Source organism: Candidatus Bathyarchaeota archaeon (assembly GCA_026014745.1).
GTDB lineage: Archaea > Thermoproteota > Bathyarchaeia > Bathyarchaeales > Bathycorpusculaceae > Bathycorpusculum.
The window spans coordinates 361975-384082 of record JAOZHS010000003.1; the positions used below are offsets into that span (position 1 = coordinate 361975).

Below are 22108 nucleotides of genomic sequence, written 5' to 3' on the forward strand. Positions count from 1 at the left end.
TTCATAATCTCCAAATCATGCGTTCTTTGTGCTCAAAAAACCTCGCGGTATACTTCGGCGTTGGGGACGCTTTTGGTTTTGTTGACCAAATAATTAACCCAAGAAAACCAAGTAAGGCTATGATGATTGCAGCTAACACGTAAGGAAGATATGCAGAGAAATCTGTAGCTGATCCACTATTTTGCGTCTGGAAAATCTTCACTTGATGTGTGCTATGCTGGTACGTGAAAATTATGATCCAATAGTCATCGTTTGAATCTAGTGAACAATTGCATGGGTTTCCGTCAACGTTGATTTTGATGTTCTCTCCATTAGACATAAAGGTCTTACTAATTGTTGCCTTAACATAGCCCGTTGTGCCTGATGTTCCGTTAACTGTAAAGCTGATTTCTGGAGTAGTTGCGTTAAATGACAACGCGGATATTGTGCTGTTTGATTCAATCAAGAATTGGTTTCCAGTTGGACTAGGTGTAGGCGTCGGGGTTGTTGGAGTGTTAAAGGTTGCGTTTATGGTGTGGTTGGCGGCGATGTTGTCAAACGTGAACGTGAAGGGCTGTTTAGACGCGTACTCTATTGTCAGTTTCCGTATGACCGCGGGGAATTGGCTGACAGCGCAGGATGAACCCATCATGAATGCTTTGCCCTCGGGAGTTGTTTCTTCTAACCATTGGGCTGATTGCGTGAAATGAGCTGTAAATCCTGTTTGTTTGTAGATGATTGTTCCGTTCAAATCAAGTATTGCTATGTAGCCTTTGTTGTCGTGGTCGGTTTGGGTTTCAAAAAGTATGTAATCGCCGTTGTCGTCAAAGGTTGAAGCCGCAGCGCATTCAGCGTCAGGGTCGTTTGAGTAACCGTTAAAGTTGTTCACTGATGCGACTGATGATATTGTTTTAAAGGTTGAACCATCCGTGGAGTAGAAAATGCTCCATGTGCCATTGCTAAAGGGGGCGACCAAAAACAGTGTTTTTTCATCAGCCATAGCCATACCATACAGGCTATCAGCCAAGGGGATGGTGTTATCAATGTTGTATAGAATAGGGTCAGGTGAGACCCATGAGCTACAGGCAAGATTGTACTTGTAGACGCACCAGCTAAAACTGTTATTGCCGTTAAGATAGTGCGCGTTAATATCAAGTGTAAATAGGTAACCCTTGAAGCAAATAATTCGAGTATCTATGTGGTCATTGTGCAGATAACATCTTTCTGATTCGGGTAGACGAACGAGCTCCCACGATTGAGAATTAAACAAATTCTCCGTGGTTGTTTTTACAAATCCATGATCCACATCTGCAATTTCAAGAATTAAATCGTTGCCTGAAGGGTTAAAAATATTCACAACATAAAAAATGCTTAGACTTCTTTCCACGGTCCAACTGTTTGAGGTAAGGTTATAGAGTGCAACAAAGCCTGCGCCCTCTTCTTTGCCTCTACCGTCATTTCCGATGGTGATAATGCAGTTGGGGAACAGCGATGAAGCATTTACGGTTTGACTTAACGTTGGGACATAAAAATCGCCTACTGCAATCGGAGAACTCGAAATTTTTGCTGTAGGTACCCAGTTTGAATCCGCTTCATATATGTCAATAGCGGTGTAGATCCAAAGATTCTCTAAAATGTATCTTTGACCGTTAACAGTTACAAGTTGAATATTTTTACTGTTACTACTGAGGGGTCTTTCATAGCTGCTAAAGTGAGTTGCAGGGAAGGGTTTGCCACCATCTATGCTTATTTCGTTTATGCTGTTTCCCTCGGAGGGTGTGATTTTGACTAAAGCGTCAGACAGGTAGGGGTAGGGACTGGTTCCCGAAGGCATAATAGAGCCGCCCTCGGAAGCTGATGCCGTAACATAGCACAATCTCGACGTTTCTTCTGAACCAGAGGATTTCACCGTGGAGACAAGTACAAACGAACAAAACAACGTGATAATCAAGGCAGCATTAATAGCAAAACGCATAAACTTTCTCATCTTTGAAAACTCCAAATCATGCGCCCGCACGCGCTTAAGGTCGGGTCCACTCTCAAGTTAGCCTTTTGTAACCGCACAACTTATCACTTCTGCAGGCAACTATCAATTTAAAAATAAGGTATTCTTAAATTTTTTAGTCAATAAAGTTTGACCAAACCGCAGAAAGCCTTAGTAAAGATTTCTTGACTAAAAAAACATGCGTTTGTTCTACTTCTAAACGCGACTACTCTGCAGTGGTTTTAGGGGTAGGAGTCAGCTTGGGATAGTTTTCCTCGGTTTTGTTGGAAGAAGTGCCGAAACGACGCCGTTAACACGTAACTTTCCACTTCATCAAAGGGCACCCAGCGGAGTTCATCTGCGTCGCTTGCCGCGCCTATCTCGCCGCCTCGAACCTGCACAAGATAATCGGCGATAATGTAGTGGTACTTGATTTTGCCCTGCTCATCAAGATCTACAGTGTCCACCACATCGACAAGTTTGGGGCTGTCTACGGTTAGGAGGGTTTCTTCTTTGGCTTCTCGAATAACAGTGTCCTCTAAGTGTTCGCCGAGCTCGACAATGCCGCCGGGGACACTCCATTTGCCTTTGCCAGGTTCGTTGCCGCGTTTGATGAGCACGATTTTGCCGCCGTGCACTACGACTATGCCGACGCCGACAACGGGTTGGTCAGGGTACAATCGCTTCATCCAAGAAACCTCACGTACGCTATGGCGGCGGCTACTTAAAGATATACAGGTTGAAAAAATGAAAAATAAAAAGAGGGGCGTTTACTCGTAGCGTAGAGCGTCTACGGGTTTGAGTTTTGAGGCGCGCCACGCGGGGTACAACGCAAAGATGACGCTGACGCCGATGCCGAATGCTAAGGCTCCAAGGAGTACCTCGGGTGTCAAGATGGGGACTATGCTAAATGCTCCGCCGCCGCCCATGATACCTGAACCTAAGACTTGGGCGGTGCCGACGGCTAAACCCCAGCCTAAGACGATGCCGATTATTGCGCCCATCAAACCGATGATGATGGATTCACCAAGGAAGATGGTTAGCACGGTGCGGCTTTTCATGCCTAACGCTTTGAGGATGCCTATTTCTCTGGTGCGCTCGATGAGGGAGACTATCATTATGTTCATGATGCCTATGCCTGCGACGAGTAGTGAGATGGCTGCGATGCCGCCTAGGAATAACTGGATGGTGCTAAAGACGGTTGTGAGCAGGCTCAGCACTGCGGTTGAGGATATGACGGAGACTTGGTTACCGAAGTAGTCGTTTATGTCTTTGGTGACGTTGGTTATGGTTGCGTTGTCGCTGTTGGCGAGTTTGACCAGTATCATGTCGCATTCGTCGCTTCCAAAGAAGCCTTCAGCTTGCTGCACCGGGATGTAGACGCCTGTGTCGGATGGTCCGCCGATGCCGAAGCCGCCGATTTTTTGGAGTACGCCTGCAACGTCTGCTGTGTAGGTTTCGTTGACTGGGGGCAGGGTAGTTGCGTTTGTCCAGGTGATGTTGATGTGGTCGCCGACGTGGAAGAATTGGGTGCCGTTTTGGCTGGGGTCATTCACACGTGTGCCAACCACTGCAGTTAGGTTTGAGGGGTTTTGGGGTATGGTTCCGTCTGCTGCTATGAAGGTGGTGCTGTAGAGTTCCTCATAGGTTGAGTAATCGACGCCGTAGACGGTGACGCTGCGGTTGAGGTTGTCTGTTTCTATGAATCCGCCGCGCGTTATCACTGCAACTGAGGATACAATGTCAGGCGACAACGCGTTTATCTGGTCGGTATAGTTAACGTGAAGGGCGAAACCTGAATTATCGGTGCTTCCGCCGCCAAAAGCCGAGCCAGCCCCAGAGTTTCCTGCGCCAAAACCGCCGCTTGAACCCGGCGTAATAATGAGCGTATCAGCAGATAGACCCTGATTGAGCTGGTTAGTGATAGTAGCCTGCAAACCCTGCGTTATAGAAAGCAAAGCCACAATCGCGGCGATGCCAATTATGACGCCCAACGTGGTAAGCGCGGCGCGGAGTTTACGAAGGCGAATTGCGCTAAAGGAGTAACCGAAAATATCAAACGTCTTCATTTCTTGTTCACCATATCCGATGTTATTGACCCATCAAACACTTGCACGGTGCGTCGGGCTTCCCGCGCCAATTTATCGTCGTGGGTAACCATTATGATGGATACGTTTTGTTCAGTGTTGAGTTTCTTGATTAGAGCAATAACTTCGCTTGCGGTTTTTGAATCCACGTTGCCTGTGGGTTCATCAAGCAGAAGGAATTTGGGGTTATTTGCAAGAGCACGCGCGATGGCGACACGTTGCTGTTGGCCTCCGCTGAGTTCGGCGGGTTTGTGGTTAATGCGGTCTTTTAGCCCGACTTTTTCAAGGAGTTCGATGGCGTGTTGTCTTCGCTGGCTTTTGGATTTGCTGGCTATGGACATAGCTAATTCGACGTTGTCACGTGCAGTTAATCGGGGAATCAAGTTGAAGAATTGAAAGACGAAACCGATTCGTAAACGGATCTCGGCGAGTTGGTTATCGTTGAGTTTACCGATGTCCACGCCGTCGATAAGCAGATTGCCTCCAGTTGGTTTGTCAAGGGCACCAATGAGGTTGAGCAGAGTGGATTTGCCGCTGCCTGAAGGACCAAGAATGGAAACGAAGTCGCCGGTTTCCACTCGGAGGTTCACGCCGCGGAGGGCTTCCACAGGGATCTTGCCCAGCATGTAAGTTTTTTTAACGTTGATTGCTTCAACGACAGGAACCGAGTTTGATGACATTTTCTATCCTTCCATCAGTCTTGATAAAGGGCTTTATTTAAAGGCTAGTTAACTCTCAAAAAAATAAAGAAGGAAAGGGAAGTGGTTTCCCTTACTTGTTTAGGTACCTCCATGACAGCACGACGCAGATGGCTGTGACGACGATGGCGAAGACGCCGACGAATGCGAAGTCAAGGGCTAAGCCTGTGTATCCGTCGCTAAATATCATGAGGCGACGAATCGCGTCGATGGTGTAGCTGATGGGGTTTACGCTTGCGACGGATTGGAGCCACTCGGGCATTTTGTCGATGGGGAAGTAGGCGCTGCTTGCAAACATCAACGGTAGCGTGATGAGTTGGAAGATGGCTTGAGGCATCTCCATTCGTGTAGCTCGCAGAGTTAAGGCAGTGAATAGCGATGAGAGCCCGACGCTTATGAGGAACACTATTGCGAACACACCCAGAATGCTGAATGCACTGAAGTTGGTTCCTAACTGGAGCCCCAGTACGTAGGCAATGACGGTTACGATTGCTGCTTGGAACATGGCGCGGATGCTGGCTGAGAACACCTTAGAGAGGATTATCGTAGACCTTGCCACGGGGGTGCTCAGAACCTTGTTCATGAAGCCTAAGCGTTTATCCCAAACCACCGACATACCCGTAAACGCCGTCGTAAAGACCACCGTGAACGCAACCATACTCATAGCCATAAAGCTGAAGTAATCGGTTGTGCCAAACGTCGCCATCATTATGGCTTGCTGGTTCACGCCGGGGATGCCGCTGGGAATCATGGCGCTTAAGTTCATGGCTTTACCCAGTAGGGCTAACCACAGAATCGGCTGAATAATACCCATGATGAATACGAAAGGCTGCTGATACCACTTCTTGAGCTCACGATTAGTCAGTGCCCAAAGACCATGCAGTTTGCTTTTGTTGACTTGTTCTTCTTGGGTCATGCATGAGCCCTCCGCATAGTCATCCGCTGCGCCATAACACCTTCACGCGATTCTTCAGCGTCACGCATCGATTTGCCTGTGTACATCATGTAGACTTCGTTTAGGGTGGGTTTTGTGAGGGAGAGTTTGGTAACTACGTGACCTGCTTTTCGTATGGCTTCGATTATTAGGGGCGCAGTTAATTCGCCGTTGGATGATTTGATGGTGTAGCCGCCGTTTTCGCGTTTGACTTCTTTGACGTGTTCGACTTTGCTGATTAACTCGGTTATGTCTTCGTCTTTTTGGATGCTTAGCGTGATGATGTCGCCGCCGAGGCTGTCTTTGAGTTCTGACGGCGAGCCGATGACGACGATTTTTCCGTGGTCAATGATTGCGATGCGGTCACATAAGGCGTCGGCTTCTTCAAGGTAGTGGGTGGTTAGGAACAGGGTCATGCCGAATTCTTTTTTGAGCATCTTCACATAATTCCACGTCGCCGCACGAGTCTGCACATCTAAGCCTAGGGTGGGTTCGTCGAGGAAGAGCACTTTGGGTCGATTAATCAAGCCGCAGGCGAGTTCGAGTCTTCTGCGCATGCCGCCCGAGTAGGTTTGCACTCGTTTGTCTTTAAACGCGGTTAATTCGACGAGTTCAAGGAGTTCAGTGGCGCGTCGCTTGGAGACTTGTCGGGGGATACCGTAGAGGTCAGCGCAGAGCAGAATGTTTTCGTAGCCAGTGAGGTCTTCGTCAGCGGTGTATTCTTGAGGGACTACGCCTATGGCTGCGCGGACATCCATGCTTTGTTTAGCTATGTCACCGCCCAATATGGTGGCTTTGCCTTCGGTGGGGCGAATGACGGTGATGAGCATTTTGATGGTGGTGGTTTTGCCTGCGCCGTTGGGTCCAAGGAACCCGAAGATTTCGCCTTTCTTAACGCTAAAATCAACGTGGTCAACGGCTTTTAGGGTATTGTTGTAGACTTTGGTGAGTCCCTCAACTTTTATGACGTCTTCTGTTTGGCTCACGGGGATTCGCCTTTGAGGTGTTTGTTCATTTCTTCGAGTTTGGCGGAGGCTTCGTCGAGGACTTTTAGGGCTTCGTCAAGGGTTTTTTCGCTGTAGTTTTCTCTTAGAGTTTTGCCGATTGCCATCGAGGCAACCATTAGGCGTTTTAGGGAGGTGCGGATTTGGCAGGTTTTTTCTTCGGGGACTTCGTGGCAGAAGTGGTCAAAGAAGGGGCTGCCCATGAATCCTGCGTCTGCGGTGAATTTTTCGCGGATTTTGGTTTGTTCTTCGAGGAGTTCTTTGCCGCTTTGGGTGAGTTGGTAGCGTTTGAGTCCGTTTTCGGGGGGGAGTTCTTGGATGTATTGGTTGTCTTGTAGCCAGGCGAGGAGGGGGTAGATGGAGCCTGGGCTGGGTTTCCAGTGTCCTCCGGTTTGTTTTTGGAGTTGGTCCATGAGTTCGCTGCCTGACATGGGTTTGTCGTTTAGGGCTGAGAGTACGTGGTAGCGTAGGAAGCCCTTGGGGACCATGGCGTTGTGGCGGAGCCAGTTGCGTCGGTGGAACATCATGTGGCGTTCTTGGCGCATGGCGTCGCGGAATTGGTTTCTTTCTTCTTTATCCATGTGTATCACTTTTGATATCGTTATTGATATCGCATGTGATATCGATGGTGATATTTAAGCTTAGCCCAAAACTCAAACAAAAAAACCAAAACCGCCCCGCCACCAAACACACAATACATAAACAATCAAAACAACCCGCATGCAATAATTTATTAGACAAACAAGTATAGCCTAAGAACAGAGGAAAACTCATGCCAGGCTCCTATTCACGACTCTTAGGCGTCGTCGGAAAACCCAACACCGGCAAATCCACCTTCTTTAGCGCCGCCACCCTAGCCGCGGCAGAAATCGCCAACTACCCCTTCACCACCATAAAACCCAACCGTGGCGTCGGCTACGTCCGCAGCCCCTGCGTACACGTCGACTTCAAAGTGCAAGACAACCCCAAAAACAGCCTATGCCTCGACGGCGCCCGCCTCCTCCCCATCGAACTCATCGACATCGCAGGCATCGTCCCCGGCGCATGGGAAGGACGCGGCTTGGGCAACCAGTTCCTTGACGAAATCCGCCGCGCCGACGCACTCATCCACATCGTGGACGCTTCAGGCGGCACGGATTGTGAGGGCAAAAGCTGCAAACTAGGCGAGCATGATCCCGTCGAAGACGTGCAGTTCCTTGAAAAAGAAATCACCATGTGGATGGTCACCATCCTCAAAAAAGATTGGCCCCGCATCTCCCGCACCGCGGAACAGGACAAGAAGGGCATCGCCCATCACCTCGAAGACCGCCTAAACGGGCTAAGCATCAAAAAAACCTGCGTCAACGACGCTGTGCGCAAGGCTGGGTTGAGTATTGATAAGCCCGCGACGTGGACGGATGAGGACTTTTATCGGTTTGTGGACCAGTTGCGCCGCATTTCTAAACCGCTTCTGATTGTGGCTAACAAGATTGATTTGCCCACCTCGGCGGCTAATGTGGAACGCCTCAAACAGCTCGGCCACATCGTCATACCCGCATCCGCCGAAGCCGAACTCGCATTGCGACGTGCTGCAGAGAAGGGCTTAATTGATTATAAGCCCGGCGATGGCGACTTCAAAATAACCCACCCCGAAAAGCTGTCTGCGGGGCAAATCAAGGGTCTCGAGCAAATCAAAGAGAAAATCCTCAAAGTCAACGGCTCCACAGGCGTCCAAGACGCTCTAAACACCGCCTACTATAAGCTGCTTGATATGATAGCCGTCTACCCCGTAGAAGACATCGAACACCTCTCCGACCACAACGGGCGCGTCCTACCCGACGCTTACTTGGTCCCCAACGGCACCACAGCCCACCAATTCGCCTACATCATCCACACCGAACTAGGCGACAACTTCCTCTACGCCATAAACGCCAAAGACAAACGCCGAATCGGCGAAGACACCATCCTAAAAAACCGAGACGTCATCAGCATCGTCAGCACACAAAAAAGAACATAAAAACCCCATCTCTCGTAAGAAGCTCAGCCTCATAGTCACCTACAAGGAACCTTAAAAAAACAATTAAAGCAAAGAGGTAGTAATAGCTTGAATTCACAAAGACCCTTAAGGATACCTAACTATTTCTCCACAGTTTTTCGACTGCCAAAATAGCGCCGAATAGTATGACCGTTTTTTGATATTATGCGTGTTTAGGCGACCAAGAAATTCAGGCTCTGCCAAAATAGTCTATTTTTCGCTAGGTGAAATCGGTATGTAGGTGTTCGGTTCCTCTTTGTGCCATTTAAAATGCGGCGGTCTTAGTTTTGTGAGTTCCTCGGCGGCTTCAGGTAACCTGATTACGCCATCTTCGATTAACTGCAGATATTGGTTAAAATAAAGTCCATATCCGGGGTCTTGCTCCATTCGTGCAGCGGCTTTTAGCCCACAAATTACAGCGTTTTTTTCTAATGTTGGTTTTTCCATTCTTGCGAAGCAGTCTGAGAGGAACTCGTATGCTTGCACTTTCTGATAGTCATCAAGTTGCGGTTGAGCCATTAATAATTGTGCTTTCTCTATTGCTTCACTCGATTTGGTTTGGTTATTGAGTAACTGGTATGCTTCACCGATAAATGCCCAAGTTATTGCTATGTCAAATGCACTCTTCATTCCCTCAAATGTAGCCAGTGCTGTTTGAAGATTACTAAGGAATTTCCGAGGTATCTTCATCAAGCGATAAACCCAAGCGATATTATGGTAACAAAGGCCTCTGTCATAAGGCAACAATGGAAGTTTTAGGCACGCCTCAAACAAGTAGAGTTGAGCTTTGTATTCGCCCATCTTCTCCAGTGACTCCGATGCTCTAAAAACATAGTCAGCAATAGTTATGGGGTCACTTATCCACTTGAAATTCTCTTTGACGGCAACCTCCGCGTCTTGTCTTGTAAATTTTAAAGGATGCTTCTCTTTGAGCAACCGTTTCTTTTTATCTTCTGACTTAATGGTTCGATACCAGCGTAAGGCGACTGCACATTCAACTAATTGGAAAATCCCTTCAACGACTCTAGTGCGTTGTTTTATGTTATCAACCAGCCACTCGTTTCGCGTCGGAAGACCAAACTTTTTTACAATAATATCTTCAAAGACTTTCAGGTACTCAGAGAACCTTTGAACCGCCAATATGTCATCGGGGTCAATGAGTCTAAGCGGAGCATTGAACTGTTGGATTTCTCTTACCATTGGCGCATAAGGTAGCTTAATAGCAATGATAGGTTCCAAGAACTCCCATGCAATTCTACGATCCGCCTCCGTTATTTCTGTCATATCACTAAAAGTTGTGGAATATCGTCTTTCTCGTCTGTTGTTTCGCTTGCCCCTTCCTTTCACAATAACCCTTTGAGGGGTGAAAAAGATTTCAGGATAATTGGCTCTAATTCGCTCAAGCTGGCGGTCATCGAGCCATTTTTCCGTAAAAGCTATTGGCGAAGCGTTTTTGAGCTTCTTGTTTGCAGAATTGGTTGGAGTAGCTTTTTCTGGATGTAAAAGGTCAAGCAAAACCAAGTAGCCTATTTCTCTTATCTGATTGTTAAACCAGTCTTTTCGTAACATCATCCTTTTCTTGACATATCGGTAGAATCCAAAGTCAAGCTCTCTTTTTTGAAGGAATTCGCTCTCAAGAACGTAGTTTTTTATGATCTTGAAGGTTTGATTTTTTTCAGTTTCTGGCAGTTCTTTAATTTTCTGAACTGTATAGATGACTTGGCGATACTGAATTCTATAGCCAGGTAGTTTAAGGAAGTCCGATATTTTAGAAGCGTTACTTGATTCCATTTATTTCATCCTCTTATCCGCGTTATAAGTATTTAAAAAAGGGGGAAAGGAGGGAAGCTGCCCATGCTTTTACTCATCTTCTGAGCGTTCTTCCCAGTCATCAGGTCTTTCGTCATATCCGCGACTTTCCCAATAGGCGTCGTTATTGGGGTTGCATTGGTCTGAGTGATTGTCGCGGTCGTCTTTGTCATCAGTCAAGTTAGCTCACCTCAAAAGACCGATTGGTTGAATAAATTATTAGGAATCTCCGACATGATTCACATATTTGCACTAATTTCAGAAATTATGTAAAGCAATCACGAAAGAGGCAAGTGGTTAAATTAGTAAAAGGTCGGCAGGTAGATAAGCAAGTTTAGGCGAAATAATACAAGGGAAAATTCCTTTGAAGGAAACATTGGCACAAAAATGCAATCGGCTAGCCAAAAAAATCCCGAAAAGTCCAGTGCAAGAACTTTCAATTTATGAAAAATCAAAAGCGCATTGGTCTAACGCTTGTAGAGCAGACTTGATAAACCAATACCAAAAACTTAAACCACTTCTTGATAAGAAAAGAGGGTCCCTCAAAACTACTAACAATTTCTTTTTATATGTCATAAGAAATAGCGGAATCGAATCTCTTTCTGATAACCAGCTAAGAGAGCTAATCACCAACCTAGAAAGCGACCTTTCTATCAATACAAACAGGGAATGGCAAAAACTGGTTAATCAAGAAAAAACCAAGTATGTAGGCAGGCAAAAAGGCAGAGTTCATAGAATTTATCATTAATTTCTTAATACAACTGGGGATTTACCCTATCCTGTTATCCCATTTAGGCTCTCAAATCATTAGTCTGAAGTGACGGCTTATTTTTACGAGTTAATTATGTCTCTGTAGTGCATTAGCTGTAAAGTAGGAGGGGTCAGCCCTTTAGGAGGATTATATGAGTAGCGAGACTTTAACTGGTTGTTTAGGTTGTTTTTTATTCTGTTTTTTGTTTGGTGAAATTGCTTATAGGGTTGGTTGGGGCGTGGTTTTTGTGACGGGCGATTAACTTGTTTGGGCCATGCTAGTGCCCGCTTGCATTTTGCTGTTCATTGCTTTCTTTTGCTTTCATTGAAAACGCAACTGTCACAGCGGAAATATAGCTCTTGGTTGCGTTTTTCACCAACCTATTAGGCTCCTAATAGTTGATGTATGCAGAAACCTATAGGGGGAGGAGAGGCGGCGTGGGGTGCTTGCGTTTTGCGTATCACGCCTAACCGCCTGTTTTAGGCGCCGAAGCGGCGTTTTCGATGCTGGAAAGTTCGAAGCGCACGAAGCAAATCGATAAAGCGAAAATCAGGCCAGTATACATCCAAAAACAGCAACTCACTATAAGCCGCCTGCCAAAGCAGAAAGCCGCTTAGGCGTTCTTCGCCGCTGGTGCGGATTATCATGTCGGGGTCTTGTTTGGTCATGTGTGCGGTGTAGAGGTATTTTTCTACGGTGGCTTCGGTGATGTCGTCGATTTTTAGTTTGCCGTCTTGGACTTGATGCGCGATTTTTTTGGTCGCATCCACGATTTCTGCGCGTCCGCCGTAGGCAAAGGCGAAGTTCCAGAAGTACCCGTCATAGTTTTCTGTTGCTTTCTCGAGTTCGCCAATGATTTGTTGGAGGCTCTCGGGCAACATGTTAACTCTGCCGATAACTTTTACGTGAATTTTATCCCGATGCAACCGCTCATCTTTAATGAGCTTTTTGAACCGCTCCTCCGCCAAAGCCATAATCTGAGTAACCTCATCACTTTTCCGCGAAAAATTCTCCGTAGAAAACGTATAGAGCGTCACACATTTTACGCCCAACATATGCGTCCAATCCAGAAGCAACTCAACGGTGTCGGCGCCTTCCCCGTGACCCCACTTGTCTTTAAGCATAGGTTGAGTTTCTTGCTCATGCGCCCACCGCCTGTTCCCATCTAAAATGATGGCGATGTGTTCGGGTTTGACTCCATTTTTAACCTGATGCCACAACCAGTTTTCGTACAACCTGTACGCGCCGATGGCAGAAAGCATTCGTTCAAGCACTAAATGATCCTCGCATGTTAACAGGACTCAATTGCATATCTACAGGTAAAGTCGCGTTGGGTTTCAATTAAAGATTGCCCTACCCGCCACCAGAAGAAGCCAAGATATTTGGAGGAGAAGTGGGCTCCTCAGGCTTCTTAGCCCCCAGATCGGCATTATCCGTTTTTCTAAAGAAATCCTTCGCAGAACGGTTGATGATGTAAATCAACAGCACCGACGCAACGCCGATGAGTATGCCCACGATTATAGTGAATAGGAAACTCGAGAAGAAAGTATCACTTAACCCAACCACAGCACCAGAATCCTGGTAGTAATGGATGATTAGACTTGCGGTTGCATCAAGAATAAACCAAGACCACGCAACCATAACAATTAATGCAACGTTACGCAGAACCCGTGAGTCACGTTCAATGTATAACCGAATACTTCTACCCAAAAGAACAATACAAATACCGACCACTAAGTAGAGTTCGATACCTTTAATGAAGAAAGTCGCAATACGAGGCGTAATACTTAGCCATCCACTCGCATCCACGGGGAAGGGCGCAACGTTCCCGCTTACACTCGCAATACCCAAATAGACACTAACAGCAATACAGAGAATGCCCGCTATGACAGTGTAATTGGAAATTTGGATAGGCAACGCCGGCGGGTCATAATCTCTAGCCCAATGATAAAAGTTCCGAGTTGCACGGTCAACACCAAAGCCTTTGAGCAACAGAAAACCACCCACCACAATAACGATGGCAATGCCATACCAGTAAATGGCTCCTTGAATGAAATAGTTAATCGCCCAAAGAACCCCAAATATCAAAACCAAAAGACCCGGCAACCCCAACGCAATACGGGAATATTTGGGATTATCAACAAGCAGCTTAACGTATTTAGTGAAAACCGCTGCAGTTTCCTCAATAGATTCACTATGCTTTATGACAATACGGCGAACTGAAGAAACAGGCACACGCGATTGCACCAACGGCAAAACAGCTTCATCCGAGTAACCGTCAGAGACCAAGATGACTTCGTTAGCGTTGAAGGCTTCCTGCAAATAGTTAAGTTCCGCTACAAGTTTGCGGTCAGCGCTCACATCGCCAAGCTCAGTGCCAGAAATGGTGGCAACTTCAAAAACTTCTTGAGGTTGCTTCTCGTCGCGGAGGCGATCATAGAGGCGGACGGCTTCGAACATGGCGTTGGCGTCGGGTTCCTCGGGGTCTTTGAGTGCGAGGGCCACGGCGCCGTCGAGGTTGGCTGTGCGGCCTAGAAGAGGCGTTTTTATGGCTGCCTTAACTTCTAGATCGCCATCTCTATCGACACATAAAATGAGGATACGCTTTTGCGTTTGCTCGTGCGTTTCCTTATTAGCCATCCATATCTCATAATCCTTTATACTACCACTTAACTTTAAGCTTGCGTTTCCCCATCAGCCTCTGATTCGTCGCCTAACATTAATTGGTATTCGTCCCAACTGACTTCTTCGCCACGTTGCAGTTTTTCTCTAGCTTGAGTACCAATTTTTTCTTTGAGTTCTTTTTCTTTGACGGCTTTCTTTTCTTGTTCTTCTTTGCGTTTAGCTTGTTCTTCTTTCCATTTTGCGTCGGCTTCTTTACGGCGAATTTGGCTTTGTTCACGGAAGCTAGCGCGCATGCCTGTGGATTGGGCTATTAGCAGTTTCATTTGGGCGTATAGAAGATTGTTTTGTTCCTTATTTTTAATGAAGGCTTGATGGAGCAAGTCGGCTTCGGCTTTGTCACGTTTCATGGCGTTTACTTTCTCAAGCATTGCAGCATGTAGGTCTTGGCTTTTCTTTGCTAGCTCAGTTAATTCTTTGTGGTAGGCGTCTGCTTGGACATCAAAATTCTTACGGTGATCCATTAACTCTTTGAGCTTCTTGTATTGAACGTCAATTTTCTTAAAACCGCTCAATTGAATTTCAAGGGCTTTGACCTGTTCAATGTGTTCTTTCTCTTCTCGCACATCCATGGAGGTTGTGGAGATTTTCCATTCGACAGCATCAAGTTGTTTTTGGAGTTCACGGTGGCTAACACGGGGCGGAATCTTCTTCTTGAGTTCCTCAATCTTGTCTTTGATGGTTTTCATTTCATCGTTGATGGGTGTCATGTTAGCGCGGACGGCATCCCGTTGAGACTTAAGTAGTTTCACCCTCTCGTTTAGGTTATCACGCTCAACTTTAATCTGGTTGATTTCGTCGCGGGTTTTCCGCACTTTTTCATGCAGGTTATCTCTTTTCTCAATATCCTTTTTTATCTGTGCGTTGCCGTCGCTGATTTGCTGTTTAATCTTGTCAACCTGCTGGTTTATGTTGCTCATCGTTTTTTGGTTTTCTGTCAGAGTAGCTACGCTCCCCCGAGTTAAGAGTATGAATTAGTGTACGATGTTGCTCTCGAATTTATATTAATTGCTTATGGTCCCCTCAGTTTGCACGTTTCAACATTGGTTTCTGCGTTATAATCTTAAATATATGCGGACACCATCATCTGGTGAGCTTGAAAACATGTCATTTAACTATGATGATCTGCTAAAACGCGCGTGCGCGCAGATGCCTGAAGTTTCAGCTAAACAGGAACGTTTAGAACTCCCCCGCATAATGACCCAAACAGTCGGCATGCGCACCATAATCAACAACTTCAAAGACATCGCTGACGCCCTAGACCGCGACCCCCAGCACATCCTCAAATTCCTCACCCGCGAAATGGCCACCGCCGCAACCTTCCACGACAATCGAGCCATTTTCCAAGGCAAATTCCAACGTGACAGTTTTGAACGTCTACTTCAGCGTTATCTTGAAGGATACGTTACCTGCCCCGTTTGTAAACGCCCCGACACCCGAATTGTCAAAGAAAAACGCCTCTCCTTCTTGGTATGTAACGCTTGTGGAGCAAAATCATCCATCAAACAGTTATGAGCGACCTGACATGGACGTTTACCTAAACATAAAAAAAGTTGGGGAAAACGTGCTGTTGGCAGTATGCGACTGCGACTTGTTAGGTAAAACCCTGCGTGAAGGTAAGATTGTCTTTCGTGTAAAAGATGAATTCTACATGGGACGAAAAACCACCGTTGACGAGGCGGTGGGGTTGATTGGGAACTCGACGATTGTGAATTTAGTGGGTAAACACTGCGTCGAAAAAGCCATAGCCAAAGGCTACGTGCATCCCGAAGCGGTGCTAAAAATCGAAGGCGTCCCTCACGCTCAAATTGTGAAACTCTAATTTTTTTTCCTATTCCGCAATCAGAGGTTTAGGCAGGGGCAACACTTCGGGGGAGCTGCTAGTGGTTAATTCGCCGCCTTGAAGCACGGTTTCTTTGGCTTCTGCGCCCATATTGAAGAGCAAGTCTAAAATGGACATATTAGGTTGGAAGCCTTCGAAGCTTTGCTTGTATGTAGGATGATTGTAGCTATGCCACTGGACAGTGATTTTGGCTTCCCGAAACAGTTCCTCGTTGACGTAGTTTCTACCGCCTGAACCAGACAGGTAAACGTCTGCGCCCATATGCTTGCAGATAGAAACTAGCTTCTCATTCTTTTCGCGTCCCAAATAGGGAAACTCAGAGGAGCGCACCATGTTTACTTTGATGTTTAAGGCTTCAGCGACTGCTTTTATGAGGTGCAGGTTTAATCCGATTAAAAGTTCATGATCCGAGTTTATGGCGTCCCTAACAAGGGGGTAATATTCTTTGTAAAAGGGGGCGCGCTGATAATTTTGGGCTATTAGGCTGAGTTGCTTGTTTTTCCATTCCGTTCCGGCAATTTTTACGTCTTTGATGGTTTGAGGGTGTCCATGAGTAATTGGTACAGTTAACCATCGCCAGCCAGTGCGGGTTCGAATTTTGTTACGGTTATGGAAGCCGCCATGTTGGTACTGTGCGTCATCGTAAATAACAAATGTGTCACAACGAGCCAGCTTATCAAAGAAGCCCAGCCAAGGAATATATTCCGGTTGATGGACAAAAACAATCATTTTATTACCCTTCAAAAAACCAAAAAACCATTTGACAGGTCTACTTTAGGCTGCCTATCCGCGCTTTTTAGTCCTCCAGCTTTTATAGACTGACTCAAAACAGTGCAGGTGCTCGTCTGATTTCAAAACGCAGCTCTCATAATATGGGTAAGTTAATCAGCATATAAGAACTAGTTGCTTCCAGCTGTAACTACAAAACCCCAAAGTCATTGCAGACTCACAGTTGCCTCCCCTAGAAGCCTACGAATAGGCAGATGTTGAGGACAAATCGCTTCACACTGCCCACAGCGAAGGCACATATTAGCCCTATGCTCCACTGGTATGGTCTGGGCGTAGCGTCGTTTTATTTCCTCTTGTTCTTGGGGGCTGCGGCGTTTGGTGGCGGATTCGTTTAGAAACGCCAAGATTTGGGGTATGTCGATTTCTTGGGGGCAGTGATTACAATAGTGACATTTGGTGCAGCCGATGTAGCCGCAGTTCAAAAAAAGCTTGGACACTCGCTGCAGCATGTCGAGGTCTTGTTGGCTTAAACTGTTAGGATGGGACTGGTCGGCGCTTTGCAGATTATTCTCCACCTGTTGGAGGCTGTTCATGCCGCTTAGCGCCAATGTTACCTCTGGCTGATTCCACACCCACTGTAGCCCCCAATCAGATGGGGACCGCTGTGTTTTGGCTGTTTGCAGCTCTTTTTGGATTTCTTCAGGTGGGTTAACTGCTAATAATCCGCCGGCTAGCGGCTCCATAATAACTACCGCTAATCCCTTATCTGAGGCGTACCGCAGCCCCTCTTTGCCCGCCTGATAATGCTCATCGAGGTAGTTGTACTGTATTTGACAAAACGTCCAATCATACGCATCTACGATTTTTTTGAAAACATCTAATTCATCATGGAAGCTAAAACCCAAATAGCCTAATCTGCCCCGTTCAACCTGCCGCTGAGCCCATTCAATCATGTTGAGGTCTTGGACTTTTTGCCATAATTCACGCGTTAAAGAGTGGAATAGGTAGAAGTCGATGAAGTCTGTGTTTAACCGCCTAAGTTGGGTTTGTAGGATAACGTCGAGGTCACTTTTGGTTTCCACGGAGAAGACTGGCATTTTTGTGGCTATGCGTGCTTTTCTGCGGTAGCGGCCTTGGAGGGCTTTGCCGACGACTTTTTCGCTGTTGCCGTCATGGTAAGTGTAGGCTGAGTCTATGTAATTTACGCCGTGGTCAACTGCGTAGCGTATGAGTTGGATGGCTTCGGCCTCGTTTATTGCTGATTGGTTGTCTCCGAGGATGGGTAAACGCATGGTTCCAAACCCCAAGGCGGAGGCTTGCCAGTCAAGTCTGCCAAAACATCGATACTGCACAAAAACACCAACAGTAACGAGCCAAACATGCAATTAATAGGTTTAGTGTAGTCAAGTGGCAACAAACTTCTTCGCCCAAATTGCGGGTCAGCTTATGGGTTTATCAATAAATTTAATATCCCATCCGTCCCACATGTACCCAACCGTTGTGCCCCAATGAAAGAAACCCTCAAAAAGTTCCTAAGCAAACGCGCCATCGTCATCGTCTTGGTAGCTGTGTTGGCGCTATCTGTCTTAAACACGTACATGATTTTTGAGGGCACCCGCTCATCATTATCAACATCAACGGTCAACTACGATTATGTACTCAGCCAAGACGGAGACAACTACAAACTCAAAAACATGCTAACAGGCTTTGTCACCAACGAAGGCCAAAGCGCCTCCAACGCCCTCAACAACGCCCTATCAGGAGGAAAATCAATTTACATCAACGGCGGAACCTACACTCTAACGGGTAACGTGGATGTTTCTAACAAGTTAAACCCCAAAATCATAAGCGACGGCGCAGTCATCGTCGGCAACGGCTACAAAATCATCATCCGCGGCGACGACTACACCACCTCAAAATACGCCACAATCTCGGGCTTAACCCTCATTAACGCCACCATCCGCGTGGAAAACTCGTTTGGCGTCACCATCGAAAACACCCTTTTCCAAAACACCACCACAGGCATAGAATTCGCCAACACCAACACCTGGACCGAATACACCAAAATCGAAAACTGCCAATTCATAAACGCATCCGAAGGCATCGCTTTTCGGAGCCCCGCAGAAAACGGCACAGGCTCCTACTCCAGCTCACAGATTGACCGCTGCTCCTTTAATGTCCGTGACAACTCCGTGGGCATCAACATTGAGCCTCTCGCTGAATTCTCTGATTGCCAACTCCAAGACGTCCGATTCTGGCTAGGCGAAGATGGAGCATCACACAACCAAACCGCCCTACTAAACAATGGCGCAATGTCTCAAACCTTGCTCTTTGGTGTCGTGTTTGAATCCTTCACAGAAACACCAAACGATGTTTTTGGCATTGACCTCGGCGAAACCTGCGACTCCGCGCCCATCCTTGACGGCGGCGTAAGCTTTCTAGGCAACTGGACCGCCAAAATCCACAACCCCTACGGAATATGGCTCTCAAGCATCGACTGCGCCTTTGACCGCGAACAAGAACCCGTCCCTGTCGGCGTCAACAACCAATACGGCGCCAACACCACCATAGAGGTTCATCCCCTCAAAATCTCCTCGTTTAAACCCCGCATCGAAGTCGGCGGCAACTTCAAAGAAGGCGAACTAGTAACAGTTCGGGTCCGAGTCGAATACATCGACAACTCTATTTCAACCTCAGTTGCTCGCACCTTCAACAGTACAGGCTCCGCGTGGCTAAGCGATGATGAGATTCTCGCATTGTTCCCCTCGCAGAACATCATCTGGGATATACTTGTCGACGCAAAATCCTCCATGAGTTCAACGGGGGTTTGGGTAAAAATCAGCGGATACGGCAACGCAGGCTGAGCACACCAGACTTTTTGCCTCTATCTGAGGTCATTGCGCCTTTGATTGCTTTCATTTGCTTTCACGAACCTATTTGGCGTCTATTTGGATCCTATTAGTGGTTCTATGCAGAAACCTAAGAGGGGTAGGTCACTATTGGTACAGAAACAGCTCAAAAGTATGTTGGAAACCAGTAGAAATCCCCTGCCTGTTCATAATTAGAAAGAGCGGGAGAGGTAGTTGTTAAGGCATATATGAAGGGTCAACCCTGTTAAGAAAGGTGAGCGTTTGGTAAAAGTTGTAGCTGTAGTCGGCGGCAAACACTCAGGCAAAACAACAGTAATCGAGCATTTAATTGCTGAGTTGAAGCGTCGGGGCTTTAGTGTGGGAGCGGTTAAGGAGATGGTGCGGATTCCAACGTTGGATACACCTGCAACAGAAACAGACCGATACGCTCAAGCGGGAGCAGAAATCATCGTGGCGGTTCCCCGCGTCGAAACCGTAGTTTTCATCAAAAAACGCCTCACCTTAGCTGAAGTTGTGCCCTACCTTCAAGGGCTCGACTATGCCGTCTTAGAAGGCTTTGAATCGGAACAGGGCGTGCCAAAGATTGTTGCCGCTAAAACCGTAGAAGAAGCCCGAGCCTATCAAGATGGCTCTACCATCGCCATATCAGGCATAATTACGGATTCGCCTGACCAGATAACTAAAGCTTCAGAGTTAAGCGTTATTTTGTTAAACAGCATTCGGCAAACTGCGATGTTAGCAGACGTGGTGGAACAAAAAGCCGCTGCCTACACTTAATCGGCGTCTTCGGTAAAAACATTTAACGAATCCGCATTAAAGCAGACGTAAACTTGGTCGCCGCTACTTAGCCCTAACCGTTTAATCTCGGAGAGGGGCACTCGCGCTTTCAAGGTGAAACCTACATCAAGGGTAACTTGAGCATTTGAGCGCATCTGAACCATTTCTGTTATGGTGCCTTCGAGGGCGTTGTCAAATTCGGCTTTTGAGGGTGCTTTTTTGTGTAGATGAACATTTTCGGTTTTTAGGGTGCAAATTACGTCTTTACCGACAAGCTGGGGCGCAAGCGGAGCATAGAGAGTTTTGGCGCCAGATTGAATTTCAAGGAGTGCATCCGAGACTTTGGTGACGTGGGCGTTAAACGTGTTTATACCAAGAAACTTAGCAGTGTATGATGATTGGGGTTTGTCAAAGAGTTCAGGACCCGTCCCGATTTGCTGAATGCACCCGTTACCCATGACTGCTATGCGGTCAGACATAATGAAAGCTTCAGAGAGGTTATGAGTGACATATACGGCGGTGACTTTTAGGGTCTGCAAATAATTCTTAAGTTCCAACCGAAAAGACTCCCGCAACTGAGGGTCAACTGCCGAGACAGGCTCATCTAGCAGCAGGACTTTGGGTTCCGTAGCAAGAGACCGCGCCAACGCCGCCCGCTGCCTCTGCCCCCCGCTAAGCTGATGAGGATAATATTTGGCATATTCACTAAGACCCACAAACTCCATTAGCCTTTGGGTTCGGGTCTTTATTTCCTGAGCAGGTAACCGCATCGCCTTTAACCCGTAAGCGACGTTGTCTTGGATGCGCATGTGAGGAAAAAGCGATATGGTTTGAAAAACGTAGCCGACTTTGCGTTCCGATGGTGTTAAGTAGATGGTTTTGTTGCCTTTTTTGCCGTTCACTAACACGCCATCAATGCATATGCTGCCACAATCAGGCTTAGTTAAGCCGGACAAGATGTTGAGAAGCGTGGTTTTTCCGCTACCGTTGGGACCCAACAAGGTCAGGATTTCCTTGTCCTTAACTTCGAGATTGAGGTCTTGAAGCACCATTTTTGTGCCATACGATTTGGATAGACCTTCAACGGTTATCATTCTTTCTTTTTACCTCCTGACCTTTTTTGTTCAACATATTTGATGATTATTAGGATAGAGAAGGATATGACAATTAAGACCGTTGAGAGCATGACGCCGGCTAAGGGGGTAGAATTCATCAGAACATAAATCGATAGCGGCATAGTCTGAGTGACGCCGGGAACGTTGCCTGCAAACATGATGGTAGCGCCGAATTCACCTAGAGCACGAGCCCACGTCATCATGACACCTGAAATAATCACACTTGTTGAAAGCGGCAACGTAACCGTTAAAAAGACTCTGAGTTTTGAGTCACTTAGAATTTTGGCGCTGTTTATGAGGTCTTGGCTGACGTTTTCAAAGCCAGTTTTGGCTGAACGCAAAATAAAAGGTGAAGCCACAAATATCTGCGCCAAAATCACGGCTATGGTGCTGCCGGGTATAGTTAGGTTTAGACTATTAAGAATGGGACCCAAGAGCCCTTTGGGCGCAAACGCCAAAAGCAACGCGACGCCCGCTACTGCGGGGGGCAAAACGATGGGCAAATCGATAAGGGTGTCAAGTATGGATTTGCCGGGGAATTTTCGGGTCACCATAAAGTAGGCGGTGGGCACCGTCAACACAATAGACACGCCCGTCGCTATGGCAGATGTGAAGAGACTAAGTTGGATGGCTTCTATGATTTGACCGTTTTGAAGCTGCGCGCTGACTTGACTGGGGTCTATGCGCAGAAAAACCGCAATTATGGGTAGCGCTATGAACACAAGGTAAGTTACAAAGATTAGAATCAGAAGTGCGACGATTATTTTGTTTGAAAGCTTGGCTAACCGATTAGAAGCTTGCGTGGATCCTAAACTTTTTTGGTTCAATACGC

The 22108-nt window shown here is 46.8% G+C and carries 22 protein-coding genes; 6 read left to right on the forward strand and 16 right to left on the reverse strand.

The genetic code is table 11. From position 1 onward, the window contains the following. Window position 1: 1 nt before the first annotated feature. From NWE92_13055 to NWE92_13085, 7 genes are all read right to left on the reverse strand, one after another. On the reverse strand, window positions 2-1954 hold the full coding sequence (locus tag NWE92_13055) for a hypothetical protein (protein MCW4030560.1): 1953 nt from the start codon (window positions 1952-1954) through the stop codon (window positions 2-4). Between the two features lie 251 nt (window positions 1955-2205). Next, window positions 2206-2652, reverse strand: coding sequence for an NUDIX domain-containing protein (locus tag NWE92_13060; protein ID MCW4030561.1), 447 nt, complete (start codon window positions 2650-2652; stop codon window positions 2206-2208). A gap of 81 nt (window positions 2653-2733) precedes the next feature. After that, window positions 2734-4032 carry an ABC transporter permease gene (locus NWE92_13065; GenBank protein MCW4030562.1) on the reverse strand — a complete coding sequence of 433 codons (1299 nt, stop codon included), beginning with the start codon at window positions 4030-4032 and terminating at the stop codon, window positions 2734-2736. Continuing rightward, entirely contained in the window at window positions 4029-4730 is a 702-nt protein-coding gene (locus NWE92_13070) for an ABC transporter ATP-binding protein (protein MCW4030563.1), read from the reverse strand. Before NWE92_13070 ends, NWE92_13065 begins: the two co-directional genes overlap by 4 nt. Window positions 4731-4821: 91 nt before the next feature. Beyond that, window positions 4822-5664 carry an ABC transporter permease gene (locus NWE92_13075; GenBank protein ID MCW4030564.1) on the reverse strand — a complete coding sequence of 281 codons (843 nt, stop codon included), beginning with the start codon at window positions 5662-5664 and terminating at the stop codon, window positions 4822-4824. Next, entirely contained in the window at window positions 5661-6668 is a 1008-nt protein-coding gene (locus NWE92_13080; GenBank protein MCW4030565.1) for an ATP-binding cassette domain-containing protein, read from the reverse strand. Before NWE92_13080 ends, NWE92_13075 begins: the two co-directional genes overlap by 4 nt. After that, window positions 6665-7267: a PadR family transcriptional regulator gene (locus NWE92_13085; protein MCW4030566.1), complete on the reverse strand. Its 603-nt coding sequence runs from the start codon at window positions 7265-7267 to the stop codon at window positions 6665-6667. The genes NWE92_13080 and NWE92_13085 overlap by 4 nt, the downstream gene beginning before the upstream one ends. A 191-nt stretch (window positions 7268-7458) precedes the next feature. On the opposite strand from NWE92_13085, the gene NWE92_13090 reads away from it, so the two are divergent. Further along, entirely contained in the window at window positions 7459-8682 is a 1224-nt protein-coding gene (locus NWE92_13090; GenBank protein MCW4030567.1) for a redox-regulated ATPase YchF, read from the forward strand. 228 nt (window positions 8683-8910) lie between these two features. Here the strand turns inward: NWE92_13090 and NWE92_13095 are convergent, their stop codons facing one another. Together NWE92_13095 and NWE92_13100 are read right to left on the reverse strand one after the other, a co-directional pair. Further along, complete coding sequence (locus NWE92_13095; GenBank protein ID MCW4030568.1) at window positions 8911-10491, reverse strand: hypothetical protein; 1581 nt, start codon at window positions 10489-10491, stop codon at window positions 8911-8913. A 69-nt stretch (window positions 10492-10560) separates the two neighbouring features. Continuing rightward, the gene (locus tag NWE92_13100) at window positions 10561-10689 is read right to left on the reverse strand and encodes a hypothetical protein (GenBank protein ID MCW4030569.1); all 129 of its coding nucleotides are present in this window, start codon (window positions 10687-10689) and stop codon (window positions 10561-10563) included. Between the two features lie 184 nt (window positions 10690-10873). On the opposite strand from NWE92_13100, the gene NWE92_13105 reads away from it, so the two are divergent. Next, window positions 10874-11257, forward strand: coding sequence for a hypothetical protein (locus tag NWE92_13105; protein MCW4030570.1), 384 nt, complete (start codon window positions 10874-10876; stop codon window positions 11255-11257). Between the two features lie 482 nt (window positions 11258-11739). Here NWE92_13105 and uppS read toward each other — a convergent pair whose 3' ends face one another. The 3 genes from uppS to NWE92_13120 all read right to left on the reverse strand — a co-directional run bounded on the left by uppS (window position 11740) and on the right by NWE92_13120 (window position 14862). After that, entirely contained in the window at window positions 11740-12522 is a 783-nt protein-coding gene (gene uppS / locus NWE92_13110; protein ID MCW4030571.1) for a polyprenyl diphosphate synthase, read from the reverse strand. 91 nt (window positions 12523-12613) lie between these two features. Then, window positions 12614-13900 carry a DUF373 family protein gene (locus NWE92_13115; GenBank protein ID MCW4030572.1) on the reverse strand — a complete coding sequence of 429 codons (1287 nt, stop codon included), beginning with the start codon at window positions 13898-13900 and terminating at the stop codon, window positions 12614-12616. Window positions 13901-13935: 35 nt separating this feature from the next. After that, entirely contained in the window at window positions 13936-14862 is a 927-nt protein-coding gene (locus NWE92_13120; GenBank protein ID MCW4030573.1) for a hypothetical protein, read from the reverse strand. A gap of 184 nt (window positions 14863-15046) precedes the next feature. Between NWE92_13120 and NWE92_13125 the strand changes: the two genes are divergently transcribed. Together NWE92_13125 and NWE92_13130 are read left to right on the forward strand one after the other, a co-directional pair. Then, a complete protein-coding gene (locus tag NWE92_13125) occupies window positions 15047-15457 on the forward strand; it encodes a translation initiation factor IF-2 subunit beta (GenBank protein ID MCW4030574.1) in 411 nt (136 codons plus the stop codon). 10 nt (window positions 15458-15467) lie between these two features. Further along, complete coding sequence (locus NWE92_13130; GenBank protein ID MCW4030575.1) at window positions 15468-15764, forward strand: DUF424 family protein; 297 nt, start codon at window positions 15468-15470, stop codon at window positions 15762-15764. Window positions 15765-15773: 9 nt separating this feature from the next. Here the strand turns inward: NWE92_13130 and NWE92_13135 are convergent, their stop codons facing one another. After that, complete coding sequence (locus NWE92_13135; GenBank protein MCW4030576.1) at window positions 15774-16514, reverse strand: WbqC family protein; 741 nt, start codon at window positions 16512-16514, stop codon at window positions 15774-15776. A gap of 206 nt (window positions 16515-16720) precedes the next feature. Next, a complete protein-coding gene (locus NWE92_13140) occupies window positions 16721-17866 on the reverse strand; it encodes an aldo/keto reductase (protein MCW4030577.1) in 1146 nt (381 codons plus the stop codon). A gap of 156 nt (window positions 17867-18022) precedes the next feature. Between NWE92_13140 and NWE92_13145 the strand changes: the two genes are divergently transcribed. Then, entirely contained in the window at window positions 18023-19378 is a 1356-nt protein-coding gene (locus tag NWE92_13145) for a hypothetical protein (protein MCW4030578.1), read from the forward strand. 267 nt (window positions 19379-19645) lie between these two features. Then, window positions 19646-20161, forward strand: coding sequence for a molybdopterin-guanine dinucleotide biosynthesis protein B (gene mobB / locus NWE92_13150; protein MCW4030579.1), 516 nt, complete (start codon window positions 19646-19648; stop codon window positions 20159-20161). On the opposite strand, the gene NWE92_13155 is transcribed toward mobB, so the two are convergent. Together NWE92_13155 and NWE92_13160 are read right to left on the reverse strand one after the other, a co-directional pair. Continuing rightward, window positions 20158-21255, reverse strand: a complete 1098-nt coding sequence (locus NWE92_13155) for an ABC transporter ATP-binding protein (GenBank protein ID MCW4030580.1) — start codon at window positions 21253-21255, stop codon at window positions 20158-20160. The genes mobB and NWE92_13155 overlap by 4 nt on opposite strands. Further along, window positions 21252-22103, reverse strand: a complete 852-nt coding sequence (locus NWE92_13160) for an ABC transporter permease (protein MCW4030581.1) — start codon at window positions 22101-22103, stop codon at window positions 21252-21254. Before NWE92_13160 ends, NWE92_13155 begins: the two co-directional genes overlap by 4 nt. Window positions 22104-22108 lie beyond the last annotated feature (5 nt).

What these genes read in the sequence shown, in the direction of transcription:
- NWE92_13055 (MCW4030560.1), bottom strand. Translation starts at nt 1,954, where the DNA reads ATGCGTTTTGCTATTAATGCTGCCTTGATTATCACGTTGTTTTGTTCG.
- NWE92_13060 (MCW4030561.1), bottom strand. Translation starts at nt 2,652, where the DNA reads ATGAAGCGATTGTACCCTGACCAACCCGTTGTCGGCGTCGGCATAGTC.
- NWE92_13065 (MCW4030562.1), bottom strand. Translation starts at nt 4,032, where the DNA reads ATGAAGACGTTTGATATTTTCGGTTACTCCTTTAGCGCAATTCGCCTT.
- NWE92_13070 (MCW4030563.1), bottom strand. Translation starts at nt 4,730, where the DNA reads ATGTCATCAAACTCGGTTCCTGTCGTTGAAGCAATCAACGTTAAAAAA.
- NWE92_13075 (MCW4030564.1), bottom strand. Translation starts at nt 5,664, where the DNA reads ATGACCCAAGAAGAACAAGTCAACAAAAGCAAACTGCATGGTCTTTGG.
- NWE92_13085 (MCW4030566.1), bottom strand. Translation starts at nt 7,267, where the DNA reads ATGGATAAAGAAGAAAGAAACCAATTCCGCGACGCCATGCGCCAAGAA.
- NWE92_13090 (MCW4030567.1), top strand. Translation starts at nt 7,459, where the DNA reads ATGCCAGGCTCCTATTCACGACTCTTAGGCGTCGTCGGAAAACCCAAC.
- NWE92_13095 (MCW4030568.1), bottom strand. Translation starts at nt 10,491, where the DNA reads ATGGAATCAAGTAACGCTTCTAAAATATCGGACTTCCTTAAACTACCT.
- uppS (MCW4030571.1), bottom strand. Translation starts at nt 12,522, where the DNA reads ATGCTTTCTGCCATCGGCGCGTACAGGTTGTACGAAAACTGGTTGTGG.
- NWE92_13115 (MCW4030572.1), bottom strand. Translation starts at nt 13,900, where the DNA reads ATGGCTAATAAGGAAACGCACGAGCAAACGCAAAAGCGTATCCTCATT.
- NWE92_13120 (MCW4030573.1), bottom strand. Translation starts at nt 14,862, where the DNA reads ATGAGCAACATAAACCAGCAGGTTGACAAGATTAAACAGCAAATCAGC.
- NWE92_13125 (MCW4030574.1), top strand. Translation starts at nt 15,047, where the DNA reads ATGTCATTTAACTATGATGATCTGCTAAAACGCGCGTGCGCGCAGATG.
- NWE92_13130 (MCW4030575.1), top strand. Translation starts at nt 15,468, where the DNA reads ATGGACGTTTACCTAAACATAAAAAAAGTTGGGGAAAACGTGCTGTTG.
- NWE92_13135 (MCW4030576.1), bottom strand. Translation starts at nt 16,514, where the DNA reads ATGATTGTTTTTGTCCATCAACCGGAATATATTCCTTGGCTGGGCTTC.
- NWE92_13145 (MCW4030578.1), top strand. Translation starts at nt 18,023, where the DNA reads ATGAAAGAAACCCTCAAAAAGTTCCTAAGCAAACGCGCCATCGTCATC.
- NWE92_13155 (MCW4030580.1), bottom strand. Translation starts at nt 21,255, where the DNA reads ATGATAACCGTTGAAGGTCTATCCAAATCGTATGGCACAAAAATGGTG.